The 12,289-nt window shown below is 55.4% G+C and carries 11 protein-coding genes; 7 read left to right on the plus strand and 4 right to left on the minus strand.

Annotation, left to right across the window (positions count from 1 at the left end):
* The first annotated feature begins 61 nt into the window (after window positions 1-61).
* From obgE to OLTU_RS01015, 7 genes are all read left to right on the plus strand, one after another.
* Window positions 62-1,183 (plus strand): GTPase ObgE, encoded by a 1,122-nt coding sequence (gene obgE, locus OLTU_RS00985; RefSeq protein WP_176736225.1) that lies wholly within the window; start codon window positions 62-64, stop codon window positions 1,181-1,183.
* The gene (locus tag OLTU_RS00990; RefSeq protein WP_176736226.1) at window positions 1,173-1,865 is read left to right on the plus strand and encodes a nicotinate-nicotinamide nucleotide adenylyltransferase; all 693 of its coding nucleotides are present in this window, start codon (window positions 1,173-1,175) and stop codon (window positions 1,863-1,865) included. Before obgE ends, OLTU_RS00990 begins: the two co-directional genes overlap by 11 nt.
* A gap of 18 nt (window positions 1,866-1,883) precedes the next feature.
* Window positions 1,884-2,219 (plus strand): ribosome silencing factor, encoded by a 336-nt coding sequence (gene rsfS / locus OLTU_RS00995; RefSeq protein WP_218109767.1) that lies wholly within the window; start codon window positions 1,884-1,886, stop codon window positions 2,217-2,219.
* A gap of 6 nt (window positions 2,220-2,225) precedes the next feature.
* The gene (locus OLTU_RS01000) at window positions 2,226-2,684 is read left to right on the plus strand and encodes a 23S rRNA (pseudouridine(1915)-N(3))-methyltransferase RlmH (RefSeq protein WP_141730897.1); all 459 of its coding nucleotides are present in this window, start codon (window positions 2,226-2,228) and stop codon (window positions 2,682-2,684) included.
* A gap of 79 nt (window positions 2,685-2,763) precedes the next feature.
* Complete coding sequence (locus OLTU_RS01005; protein ID WP_141730898.1) at window positions 2,764-3,429, plus strand: ComF family protein; 666 nt, start codon at window positions 2,764-2,766, stop codon at window positions 3,427-3,429.
* The gene (mutS, locus tag OLTU_RS01010; protein ID WP_141730899.1) at window positions 3,423-6,128 is read left to right on the plus strand and encodes a DNA mismatch repair protein MutS; all 2,706 of its coding nucleotides are present in this window, start codon (window positions 3,423-3,425) and stop codon (window positions 6,126-6,128) included. The genes OLTU_RS01005 and mutS overlap by 7 nt, the downstream gene beginning before the upstream one ends.
* A 100-nt stretch (window positions 6,129-6,228) precedes the next feature.
* Complete coding sequence (locus OLTU_RS01015; protein ID WP_141730900.1) at window positions 6,229-6,654, plus strand: TraR/DksA family transcriptional regulator; 426 nt, start codon at window positions 6,229-6,231, stop codon at window positions 6,652-6,654.
* Window positions 6,655-6,759: 105 nt separating this feature from the next.
* Here OLTU_RS01015 and OLTU_RS01020 read toward each other — a convergent pair whose 3' ends face one another.
* The 4 genes from OLTU_RS01020 to glmS form a co-directional block, all read right to left on the minus strand.
* Window positions 6,760-7,941 carry an outer membrane protein assembly factor BamD gene (locus tag OLTU_RS01020; protein WP_141730901.1) on the minus strand — a complete coding sequence of 394 codons (1,182 nt, stop codon included), beginning with the start codon at window positions 7,939-7,941 and terminating at the stop codon, window positions 6,760-6,762.
* Window positions 7,942-7,954: 13 nt separating this feature from the next.
* A complete protein-coding gene (locus OLTU_RS01025; protein WP_141730902.1) occupies window positions 7,955-8,221 on the minus strand; it encodes an FtsB family cell division protein in 267 nt (88 codons plus the stop codon).
* Between the two features lie 72 nt (window positions 8,222-8,293).
* A complete protein-coding gene (locus OLTU_RS01030) occupies window positions 8,294-10,441 on the minus strand; it encodes an ATP-dependent helicase (RefSeq protein WP_141730903.1) in 2,148 nt (715 codons plus the stop codon).
* A 4-nt stretch (window positions 10,442-10,445) separates the two neighbouring features.
* Window positions 10,446-12,278, minus strand: a complete 1,833-nt coding sequence (gene glmS / locus OLTU_RS01035) for a glutamine--fructose-6-phosphate transaminase (isomerizing) (RefSeq protein WP_141730904.1) — start codon at window positions 12,276-12,278, stop codon at window positions 10,446-10,448.
* Between the last annotated feature and the right edge of the window lie 11 nt (window positions 12,279-12,289).

The raw sequence follows: 12,289 nt of genomic DNA on the forward strand, positions 1-12,289 counted from the left end.
CACCTCAAGCCTGCAATTGGAATCAAGCCTGAAAAGATCCCCCTTATCGGAGGGCCAAGTTGTGGCATTCGTTGATGAAACAGAAATAACCGTGCGTTCCGGCGATGGCGGGCCAGGTATGGTCAGCTTTAAGTCAGCCAAAAACGCACCTAAACTTGGCCCTGATGGTGGCGATGGTGGCTTTGGTGGCAGCGTCTATCTGGTCGGCAAGGCTCAGCTCAATAGCCTGAGTGGTCTCTACTACCGGCGTCGTTATGCGGCCGAGCATGGCGCCAAAGGCGGCACCAATAATTGCACCGGACGCAACGGTGAGGATCTGGAGATTCCGGTTCCGATCGGCACGCAGGCCTATGATCGCCAGACAGGCAAGCTGATCGCCGAGATACTGGAAGACGGGCAAAGAATCTGTCTCGCGCCAGGCGGCAAGCGCGGTCTTGGCAATATCCGTTTTCTTTCCGCGACCCATCAGGCTCCGCATGAGAGTACGACCGGTGGCGAAGGCGTGGAAATGGAATTGCGGCTGGAATTGAAGCTGATTGCTGACGTGGGCTTTGCCGGTTTTCCGAATGCCGGGAAATCCACGCTGCTCAGCAGCATCAGTGCCGCGAGGCCGAAGATTGCCGATTATCCCTTTACCACTTTGATTCCTCAGCTGGGTGTGGTCACCGTTCCCGAGATGGATGAATGGGGCAACGCGAGTTTTGTGGCCGCGGATATTCCCGGTTTGATCGAAGGCGCAAGCGAAGGCAAGGGTTTGGGTCATGAATTTCTCCGGCACCTCGAACGCACGAAGGTCGTCGTTTATGTGATCGATCCTTTTGCTCTCGATGAAATGCCGCCTTTGGATGCCTATGAAACCCTGGAAAATGAGCTGCGCTCGTTCAGTGAAAGCCTCGCCAATAAAAAGCATCTCATTGCCCTGACGAAGAGCGATATCGCGCCTGAGGATTTTGATTGGGATGAAGTGGAAGCGCCTTTGAAGGAACGCGGCCTGGAAGTGCTGCGGGTCTCGGCGGTGGCACGCAATGGCATCAATGACTTCAAACGTCGCGTGTGGAAGCTTGTTCAGGAAGAAAAGCAGAAGGTGGAAGTCGTCGAAACGCCTGTGAGTCCGAAGCGTGCGGATGAGGAAGGTTATATCTGGATGTCGCGCGCGAATGAGGATCAGGATTTTGGCATCTGAACCTCAGGAACGTTCCCGTCCGTCGGTGATTTTTTACGGCGGCACCTTTGATCCCCCGCATGTGGGACATCAGCGGGTGGTGGAACGGACCTGTGCTCGGTTTCCAGGAAGCTGCGTGTGGATTTCCGTGGGCCCTGCACCCGCAGGAGCGGCTCAGCAGCACAAGGCTCCCGGTGCCACATTTGAACAGCGCCTCGCGATGTGTCGCCTGAATTTTGCAAACGTGATTCAAAAGGGTGGGGCACTTTTAACTGATGTGGAAACAAAGCTCCCTGCCCCCAATTATACGGTGCAAACCCTTCGGCATTGTCAGCAGCATTTCTCAGGCGAAACCTGGGCGCTTTTGATTGGTCAGGATCAGCTGGAGCAGTTTGCAGCCTGGCGCGAGCCGCTGGAAATTTTGCGAATGGCTGATCTTGTGGTGGTCAGTCGTGGACAGGACCGTTCGTTGACCGATGCGTTGCAGACGCTGGCCGCAAAGCTTGGTTTGCACCTGGACGCCCTGGAGCCCGAACGTTTGCGTTGGCGTGAGCTGGGGACCTCAGTTTATCTTTTGCCTGGCAGCGTTTCAGATGCTGCCAGCCGTGATGTACGAAAAGACCCCAGTGCTTTGCTGAAAAAAGGCTGGCTGGTGCCCGACGTTGCCGCTTATATACAGCAGCACGGGATTTATACAAAGTGAGAGGCCACAATGGAATCCATGGACATTATTAAGCTGATCGCAGGCGCTGCCGCTGATAAGAAGGCGACGCGTATTGCGGTGCAGAAAATTGAAGGCAAGTCGAGTCTCTGTGATTATCAGGTGATCTGCTCGGGCAGCAATGAGCGCCAGACGCAGGCCATTGCCGGACATATTGAAGAGGTTTTGCGGGAGAAAAAGGCAGGCAAGCCTTTGGCCATTGAAGGGAAGCAGACGGGACACTGGATCCTGATGGATTATGGCCATACGATGGTTCATATCTTCCTCGATTCGATCCGGGACTATTATGCTCTTGAGCGCCTGTGGCCGAATGCGGATACCACTTATTTCGATTGATGCCTTATGAAGATCCAGATCATCAAAGTGGGCAAGCCGGCTCATGCGGCCTATGAAGAGCTGGCGGAAATGTTTGCCAAACGGCTCAAGCCCATTTGGAAGATTGAGGAACATATCGTCCGCGCTGCCGGGTCCGAAAGGGCCGGCAAGGAACTGCAGAGCCGGCTGGGTTTGACGGATGATCCGCACCAGGCGGTGGTGGTTCTCGATGAACGCGGCAAGGATCTCAGCTCGCCTGAACTCGCTCAATTGATTCAAAGCAAAATGGACCTCGGACAGACCAAATCGCTGAGTTTTGTCATCGGCGGTCCTTATGGCATTTCAGATGAACTGCGCCGCCAGGCGGATTTCGTCTGGCGCCTTTCCAAAGGCGTTTTCCCGAGTGACCTGGCCTGGGTCATGGTTTGGGAACAAATTTACCGCGCGGCGAGCATCCTGCGCGGCACACCTTATCATCACGAATAGAACGCCGCCCCCTGAGGGAGTTTCGATGTCACTGGACAGCACCAGCATGCTTCCTTAGGGAATAGGCAGGGGGTGGACCATGGCTTATTGCGTGCTGTGCTTTCGGATGGGTCGGGGGGATTTTTGTGCCGTCTGCGACAAGGCGCTGGATGCCGTGCGGTTGCGGGATGGCGGGCGTTTTTGCAATTTGCTCTCGACGGACGCGCAGGTTTTGAGTTCCTATGCTTATCGAGGTGTGGGACGGGAATGTATTTTAGCCTGCAAAAGTCAGGGTTTTCGTCGCGTGGGTCCGGCCTTGGTGAGACGCAGTCTGCGCTCGCCCCTGCTGTGGGATAGCCTGGGTCGCTGTGACGTTATCATGCCGGCTCCCTCCAGTCTCTGGAGCCGTTGGCGCGGAAACCTGGACCTGGCCATGATGCTGGCGCAGGGTCTGGCCCATGCCGCGGGTCTTATGGTCTGCCCACCCCCCTGGAGGCTGGGCTTCCGCTGGCAAAAACAGGCTTTGCGGGAGCATTCACGCAGGCAAGGGGTATTCAGAAGCCACCAAAAACTTTATGATGCTTCGTATTTTGAGCCGTATAGACCGACTCCTTTGCGGAGCGCCAGGTTGAGAGTGCTGATCGTGGATGACGTTGTCACCACCGGCCACACCCTGAGTGAGCTGGCGGCCTGTTTTTCTGATATTGATTTTGAATTTTATACCCTGGCTTCGGCTAATCGCCCTGGAAAGGATCATGCATGCTGAATATCACCGCTGAAGAGTTGCAACAACTGACGCCGATGATGCGCCAGGTCTTTGAACTGAAGCAGAAAGCAGCGGATGCCATCCTCTTCTTCCGGATGGGGGACTTTTACGAGGTTTTTGGTGAGGATGCCGAAGAAGTTGCGCCCATCCTGGACCTGGTGTTGACGAGCCGTGAGCGTGGCGACAAGCAGCGCATTCCCTTCTGCGGTGTGCCCCACCATTCGGTGAAGGGTTACTGGCTCAAGCTCCTGAAGCTGGGTTATCGGGTGGCCATAGCCGACCAGATGGAGGATCCCGCGGAGGCCAAGGGGCTCGTGCGCCGTGATATTTCCCAAGTCATGACACCAGGATCCATCGACGAACTGGAAGGACTGGAGGCGGATCAACCCAACTATCTCGTCGCTCTTCATGAAAATCCAGGCGACAAACAGTGGGTGCTCGCGGCGTTGGATATATCCACGGGGGAGTTTCGCCTGGGCGTGATTCAGCCGGATGATGTGAGCGGCTGGCTCGATATTTTGCAGCCCAAGGAAATCGTCTGCCGCCGTTTTCTGCAGGATGAATTGAAGGACCGCATTCGCAATTATATGGCACGTGGCCCGCTCAGTTTTGGGCAGCTTTCGGAAGCCCTCTTGCGGGACAAGGCCGCGCAACAGAAATTGATGCAGGATCAGTTCGCCTGCACTGACCTTAAGACTCTGCCCTGTGGTGCGGTGCCGGGCGGGGAAGCTCTGGTGGCTGCCGTGCTGCAGTATCTGCATGATCTGCACAAGAGAACCGTCCAGTTTCTGGTGATCCGTCCCCTGCGCGAAGCCGATCGCATGCAGCTTGATGAAACGGTGCGCCGCGATCTTGAGCTGTTTGAAACCGCGCGCCGCCGCGATACGGAAGGCAGCCTTTTCAAGGAGATCAATGCCACTCGCACGCCGATGGGCGCGCGGCTTTTGCGTCATGACCTGGCGCGACCCTTTCTGAATCCGGTGATGATTCATGAACGTCAGGAAGCAGTGCAGAGTCTGCTGCAGGCCGGTGCCGAAACCTTGAGCGTGATGCAGATCCTTTTGAAATCCTGCAGCGACCTGGACCGTCTGACAACCCGGGTGCTGGCGGGCAAGGCTCAGCCGGCGGATCTTCTGCAGATACAGAAAAGTCTGGAGGCCAGTCTGCAGCTGGCGGACATGGCCAGTCAGCTGCAGGGACTCGAATGGGGAGATATCCGGTCCAGGCTTGAGCTGGCCGCAGCGTTTACCCGGAATATGGAGGCGGCCCTGGCGCCGATTCCCGCGGCGCTCGGAAGTTTGGACGTGTTTGTGGAAGGATACGATGCTGAATTGGATAGACTGCGTGGCCTGTCCCGCCATGGTCAGGAGCAGATCGATGCCTATGAGCAAAAGCTCCGGCAGGAAACCGGTATTTCCAGTCTTAAAATTAAAGAACACAAATCGTATGGATTGCTGATTGAAATCACCAAGGCCAATCTAGCCAAGGTTCCTACGGGTTTTATTCGGCGCCAGACTATGGTAAACAACGAGAGATTCGTGACCCTGGAGCTTGAAGCTCTTGGTGAAACCCTGGCTGCGGCGACTGAAGAAGCTGTTCATCGCGAACAGGAACTTTATCAGCAATTTTTGCAAACACTCGCTGGCAAGCAGGAACAGTTACGGGCCGTCGCGGAAGGGCTGGCGCGACTTGATGTGTATCAAAGCTTTGCGCGCAAGGCCCTTCAGGATAACTATGTACGACCAAAAATAGCCAAGGACGGGTCCCTCCGTTTGAAGGCCTGTCGTCATCCTGTGGTGGAACGCTGGGTTGGATCCCAGGCTTTCATGCCGAACGATGTACAGCTGACGAATCAGCAAAGACAGATGCTCATTACCGGGCCCAATATGGCTGGTAAATCGACTGTGATGCGGCAGACGGCATTGGCAGCGATTTTGCATCAAATCGGCAGTTTTGTACCGGCTGCTGAAGCCAGTCTACCGCTCTTTGATAGAATATTCACCCGGGTGGGTGCTGCCGATGATTTGTCGCGCGGACAATCAACCTTCATGGTTGAGATGTCGGAAGCCGCGACGATCCTCAGGCAGGCCACCGATCGCAGTCTCGTCATTTTGGATGAGGTTGGTCGTGGAACTTCGACGCAGGACGGTCTGGCCATTGCGGCCGCGATCCTCGAGCATATCGCAAGAAAAGTGCACTGTTATACTTTGTTTGCGACCCACTACCATGAATTGGTGCCGTTTTCCGCGGAATTCCCCAGTCTGAGAATCGCTCAGGTGGAAGTGCAGGAAGAGGACGAAGCGATCCGCTTTACGCATCGTTTGATCGATGGCGCCAGCGGCAGTTCGTTTGGTATTGATGTAGCGAAAATAGCGGGAATTCCTGCGAGTATTATTGCGCGAGCCAGACAGCTCATGACGGAACCCCAGCTATGGACGGAAAAGGAAGCGCCGAAAAAGCGTCTTCCTGACACAAAAGCCCCGTCTCTGCCGCCGTTGGAGCAGGCCTTTGCACACGAGAAGGCGCCGCCTTCCGGCGTTCATGGTATCGCTCTGCAGCGTATTCTGGAACGGCTTGAACGCACGAATATCCTTAAGACCACGCCAATACAGGCGTTGACGATACTCGATGAATTGAAGGGATATCTGGAACAAAAAGATCAGGGTTCGCTCTTCCCGGAAGCGCCGAACCTATGCTAATGTCTTGAATTCCTGAATCAAAGAAATTACTATTTGTTATCTAGTTTGGGCTTCGGTAGAAGACATCGACTTTGACCGCTCAGAAGAAGGAATGATGTGAATGGCCACGCACGACCCAATAGACAATCACGAATTCCTGTCACGAGAGGAGCTCGAACGCTTCCGTGCTTTGTTGCTGGAAGAGAGAGGCAAACTCCTGCAGAAATCCGCTCAGCTCGTGAAGGCTGGAAATATTGAGCTGGATAAGAATGAAATGCTGGACGAAGTGGATTTGGCTTCCGCCACCACCGAACAGAATTTGACATTCAAACTTCTGGATCGTGACCGGAAGCTCCTTGGCGAAATCGATCATGCACTGGAAAAGATCAAGACTGGCGAATATGGTTTCTGCGAAGGAACCGGTGAACCCATTCCCAAGCGCCGTCTGGAAGTCCGTCCCTGGTGCCGTCACAGTGTGAAATACAAAGAGCAGCTGGAGCGAATGAAAAAGACCGGCCGCGGTGTGGGCGACGAGGACGAATTGTAGAACGAAAAAAGCCGGGTTTCCCCGGCTTTCTTGTTTGAGCTGGCCGTTTTAATGTCAGCCGTCTGCATCAGCACCCCGCTGACCGTCAACTGTCAGCCGTCTGCATCAGCACCCAGCAGGCTTCTTGGCCGGATCCGAGTTGATCGATTTGAAAAGTTCGCAGGCCTGGTCTTTCTGATCATCGGGCAGTTGCCCAATCTTCTTATCCAGCTCAGTCGCCATCTTCGTTGTCAGAGCATTGCGCACCGCAGCGTTCTGCTTTGCCGCTTCCGACGTGGCGCCGCTGTCCGTGGTGGATGAAATCTTGGCGATCTTCGCCTGCAGGTTGGTGATCGAATCATCGATCGATTTCGTCACCGAATCCGGCACTCCGCCCATCGACGAGAAAGCCAGGCTGGTGATCTCCATGTCCGTGAACATGGCGTTCAGCATGGAATCGGCGGCAGCTGTGGCATCCGTGGGAAAAATCGTGTTGATGGCATTGGTGAGGGCGGTCAGGCCAGACAGGAATACGGCCACATCACCCTGGGGATTGAGGCTGGCCGAAACGCGCTGAAGGTTGGGCCCGAGCGGCTTGCCATCAGCACCCACGGCGCCATCGTCATAAAGCACAACGGAATAGAAGGCGATCGCCTCACCGAGATGCGCCAGAGCCCAGGCAAAGTGAGACTGGGCGCGACCCTGGAGTTCGAGGGGGCTGGCCTCGCAGCTATGCCTGGGATCCCTGGCAGGATCCTTGGCGGAACCCGCCTGGATAATGGGACACAGGGTTTCCACGGCGAGGCCGATGTTGGTCACGATTTCACTCAGAGACACACGGGCATCGGTACGGCTCTTGGGATAATAGACCGTGGTGCTGGTGGAGCCGCCGTCGACGGTATTGGCTGCGCCGAGCTCATTGAAATCAGCTGTGCTCAGGCCAATGACGGATGCCAGAGAGTTCAGGTTGTCCGCCGTCGCATCACCCGACGATGTGCTGCTGTCCTTGTTTTCCGACTGCTCGATCAGGTTTTTGGACAGGCTGAAGGCATCCAGACCCGCCTTGCTGAGGTAAGCATAGGAACGCAGGATCAGCGCTTTTTCCTCGTACGGATTCAACTTCAGAATGTCATCGGTGATCTCCAGGGCCTTGTCGTTATTGCCCTGATCGTACTCGTACTGAGCCTGAATGCGCAGCTGATCCTGGGCTTTCTTCTGCTCCTCGGTAACAAAGAACGAGTTTAAGTTGCTGCCGCCACAGGCTGTCAAGAGCCAGGCGGAACCCAGTGCGAGCGCAATCCTTTGCATATCGGACCTCCGTTCAATCGGCGAAGAAGATGATTTTCTCGTTCGCTTCTGTGACATGATATTTATCGCGCAGGACCTTCCGCGCGTAAGACGGCGAACTCTTGATCTTACGGATTTCCTCGCTCAAGTCCTGGTTGTCGCTTTTGAGTTTTTCAACAGTTCCTTCCAGAACATGGAGACTTTTTCGAAGCTTGAAGTAGTCCATGATCGAAACTTCGCCGCGCAGTGTGCCGATCAAAAGCACAGCCAGCGTCAGGCAGAAGACGATACGAACGCCCATGACTCACCTCAGGATTTCACGCGATGAGCCTATTGTACCATAAAGGGGGAATGGGGCGTACGCCCCGACGGATCAGTCCTGTTCGCCAAGACTTTGCAGCTGACTGGGGCGGATTTTGCGGAAGCCAAATTCACGGAAGCGGACGATGGCCTTGTTCTGGCCCAGATGCTGGTCAAAACCTTCCACCACCCCATGCCCATAGGTCGGATGGTAGACCCGGCTGCCCTTCAGAATGGGTTCACCCGTATCCTCGTAATCATAGGAGTAGGCGCTGGCCGCTGGCTTAGGCTGGAACGCTTCCTCGGCCTTCATGGAGAATTTCACATACTCTTTTGGAATTTCCTGTAAAAAGCGCGAAGGCGGATTCATGGACTCGGTGTTATAGCTGCGGCGGCGTCTGGCACAGCTCAGCGACAGCTTCACCTTGGCCCTTGTGATGCCCACATAGAGGAGGCGTCGTTCCTCCTCGATCATGGCGTGATCCTCCACGCTGTTCTTATGCGGCAGGAGCCCATCCTCAAGACCGGCAATGTAGACCCGTGGGAACTCCAAACCCTTGGCCATATGCAGGGTCATCATCGAAACGCCGACCACCTCCTGCTCATCCGGATCGTCGCGGACAAGAGCGATCGTCTGCATCCAGTCTTCGAGTTTGGCCTCCGGAGTTTTCTTTTGAAACTCCGCCAGGGCCGCTGCCAATTCCTGGATGTTATCGATCTTGTCGAGATACTGGTCGGGATACTTCTTTTTCAGATAGTCCGGATACTCCAGGGCCTCGAGCAGAATTTTGATGGCATCCTTGAGTGGGGCCTGCAGAATGTCGATGCGCAGGGCCGCGATCAGATCCCCAAAGTATTTCAACTTGGGTCCGATTTTGGGCGCGGTCGCCAGCATGCGGCTGGCCTGCATCAGAGTTAAATTGTTGGCACGCGCATACTGTTCGATCTGCTCGACCGCCTTGTCCCCGATCCCCCGCGTGGGCACGTTGATGACCCGAAGAAAGCTGAGATTGTCATTGTCATTCAGCAGAAGACGCAGATAAGCCAGCAGATCCTTGATTTCAAGACGCTCATAGAATTCCACGGCCCCAAAGATCGTATAGGGGATCTTGTGCCGGCGCAGCGCTTCCTCGAGGGAACGTGACTGACTGTTGGTACGATAGAAGATGGCGATGTCATCATAGGGAAACTGTCGGCGTTCGGCCTGAATGCGTTCGGCAATCCAGAAGGCTTCCATTTCGCCATCCGCTTCCAGATGGACCTCGATCGGGTCCCCCGCATCCGCTTCGGTGAAGAGGGTCTTCGGAGCCCGACGCTTGTTGTTGGCCACGAGTTTGCTGGCTGCGTTCACAATGTTGCCGGTGCAGCGATAGTTCTGCTCCAGAGCCACACGCTTGGCTTCCGGATAGGTCTGATGAAAGTCGATGATGTTGGACGGCGTCGCGCCGCGCCAGCTGTAGATGGACTGATCATCATCGCCCACCACCACGAGGTTACGGTGATGCTCACTCAGAATCTGAATGATCTCGAACTGCGTGCGGTTGGTGTCCTGGAACTCATCCACCATGATGTAACGGTAGCGCTGGCTCAGAATGCCTCGCACTCTTTTGTTGGTGCGCAGAAGGAGAAGCAGGTTCAGCAGCAGATCGCCAAAGTCCATGGCGTTGCTCTGCTGCAAATACTCCTGATAACGTCGATAGACCTGCACGCCCCCGGTCGGCACCAGCGTGGGATTGTTGATCGCCAGCTGCTCGGCCTCATGCGGGAAAAGACCGGCGGTCTTTGCATAGTGAATGAAACTTTTCATCTCATTCACCAGCGTGGGCAGATCGCCCTTTGGCACCATTTCCTTCAGAATATTTTTCAGCGCTTTGCTGCTGTCGGCGTCATCGTAAATGCTGAAGTTGGAATCAAAGCCCAGCTCGGTTGCGAATTCACGCAGCCAGCGGGCGCAGGCCGAGTGAAAGGTTGTCACAAGACAACGCCGGGCTTCTGGCGTCAAAGCCTCGGCCCGGTGTTTCATCTCCTCGGCGGCCTTGTTGGTGAAGGTCACGGCCAGAATTTCCCAGGGCAGCACGCCCTGCTCAATCAGCCAGGCAATCCGCGTGGTGATGATACGGGTTTTGCCGCTGCCGGCTCCGGCGAACACAACCAAAGGCCCATCCCGATGGAGACAGGCCGATTTTTGCACTTGGTTCAAGGACTCGAGAAGAAGACTCATTCACTCACTCAACGGTCACGGATTTGGCGAGGTTGCGTGGCTGATCCACATCGGTCCCTCGTTTGATCGCAATATAATAGGCCAGGAACTGAACGGCAACGGTTGCCAGAATAGCCTGGAAATACGGATTATTCATTTTAGGAGTCGGAATATAGAGCTGACTCAAGTCGCGCAGGCGGCTGTCCTTTTCATCCCCGATGCCGATCACGAAACCCTCGCGGGCGCGAATTTCCTCGATGTTGCTCAGGGTCTTTTCATAGTAGGCATCATGCGGGGCGATGGCCACGATCGGCATATGCTTGTCGATCAGGGCAATCGGTCCGTGTTTCAACTCACCGGCGGCATAGCCTTCGGCGTGAATATAGGAAATCTCCTTCAGCTTCAGCGCGCCTTCGAGGGCGATGATGAAGTTGGGTCCGCGGCCGACAAAGAGAAAATTCGGATACTCGTAAAGGCTGTTGGCCAGCTCGGCGATATGTTCCTCAGCATTCAAGGCCTGGTCCATATAGAGCGGCAGACTTTTGAGTTCCTGCAGCCGGGCTTCCTTATCCTTGGCGCTCAGACGGCCCAGTTTTTCGGCCGCGGCCATGCTCCAAAAATAAGCGCAGAGAACCTGCGAAGTGAATGCCTTGGTCGACGCCACACCGATTTCCGGCCCGGCATGCATCAGAATACTGCCATGGCTCTCGCGATGAATCGAGGAATAGGCCACATTGCAGATGCTAAAGATTTGACAGCCTTTGTCCTTGGCCAGTTTCAAAGAGGCCAGCGTATCCGCGGTTTCACCCGACTGAGAAATCGCCATGACCAGGGTTTGGCCCTGACCCATCAGCAAAGGATCGCGGTAGCGGAATTCGCTGGCGAGTTCCACGTTCACCGGCAGGCCGAGGGCAGGCTCCATAAAATATTTGGCCACCATGCCCGCGTAGTAAGCGGTGCCACAGGCCACGATGTGAATGCTCTTCACCTTTTCAAGCTGGATGCTGTTCAGGCCAAGAGCTTCGTGATTCAGCACGCCCTCAGGTGCAAAGGCCTGCGTGGTTTTGGAAATCACGCGGGGCTGCTCGTGGATTTCCTTGAGCATGTAATGGCGATAGCCCTGCTTGTCGGCGCTGCCGGGCGACCATTGCAGGACCGTGGTTTTCAGCGGAAGCTCCTGACCTTCACGATTCCAGAGCTTCACTTCATTGCGGCCCACGGATGCGCATTCCCCATCATGCAGGAACACGGCCTTTTGCGTGTAGCTGACAAACGCGGTGATATCGCTGCCAAAGAAATTTTCATTTTGCCCGAGTCCGATCACCAGCGGCGAACCCTGCTTGGCAAGATAAATATGCTGATCATCCTGGTCGGTGATCAGAGCCAGGGAAAACGCGCCTTCGAGCCTCTGGATGACGCGCATCAGGGCTTCCTGAGGATGCGTGCCGCCCTTGAGTTCCTGACCCAGAAGGTGAGCGATCACCTCCGTATCGGTTTCCGAGCGAAACGTCACACCCTTATCCTGAAGCTCCTGTTTCAGCTCGCGATAGTTTTCAATAATCCCGTTATGGATCAGGGCCAGGCGATCCGAGATGTGCGGATGCGCATTTTCCTTGGTGGGTGTGCCATGAGTGGCCCAACGGGTGTGGCCTATCCCGATCTGCGCGGCGGCGGGCAGCTGCGAAAGAAAAGGCTTCAGGTTGTCGATCTTGCCAGCTTCCTTGGTGATGGAGATGTGGCGATCGTGCAACACGGCAATACCGGCGGAATCATAGCCGCGATATTCCAGGCGCTTTAGCCCATCAAAAACGATGTCCAGACAGCTCCGCGAGCCGATATAACCGATAATTCCGCACATTCCAGGAACTC

The sequence above is a fragment of the Oligoflexus tunisiensis genome, from assembly GCF_001748245.1.
GTDB lineage: Bacteria > Bdellovibrionota_B > Oligoflexia > Oligoflexales > Oligoflexaceae > Oligoflexus > Oligoflexus tunisiensis.

What these genes read in the sequence shown, in the direction of transcription:
- rsfS (WP_218109767.1), top strand. Translation starts at nt 1,884, where the DNA reads ATGGACATTATTAAGCTGATCGCAGGCGCTGCCGCTGATAAGAAGGCG.
- OLTU_RS01000 (WP_141730897.1), top strand. Translation starts at nt 2,226, where the DNA reads ATGAAGATCCAGATCATCAAAGTGGGCAAGCCGGCTCATGCGGCCTAT.
- OLTU_RS01005 (WP_141730898.1), top strand. Translation starts at nt 2,764, where the DNA reads ATGGCTTATTGCGTGCTGTGCTTTCGGATGGGTCGGGGGGATTTTTGT.
- mutS (WP_141730899.1), top strand. Translation starts at nt 3,423, where the DNA reads ATGCTGAATATCACCGCTGAAGAGTTGCAACAACTGACGCCGATGATG.
- OLTU_RS01015 (WP_141730900.1), top strand. Translation starts at nt 6,229, where the DNA reads ATGGCCACGCACGACCCAATAGACAATCACGAATTCCTGTCACGAGAG.
- OLTU_RS01020 (WP_141730901.1), bottom strand. Translation starts at nt 7,941, where the DNA reads ATGCAAAGGATTGCGCTCGCACTGGGTTCCGCCTGGCTCTTGACAGCC.
- OLTU_RS01025 (WP_141730902.1), bottom strand. Translation starts at nt 8,221, where the DNA reads ATGGGCGTTCGTATCGTCTTCTGCCTGACGCTGGCTGTGCTTTTGATC.
- OLTU_RS01030 (WP_141730903.1), bottom strand. Translation starts at nt 10,441, where the DNA reads ATGAGTCTTCTTCTCGAGTCCTTGAACCAAGTGCAAAAATCGGCCTGT.
- glmS (WP_141730904.1), bottom strand. Translation starts at nt 12,278, where the DNA reads ATGTGCGGAATTATCGGTTATATCGGCTCGCGGAGCTGTCTGGACATC.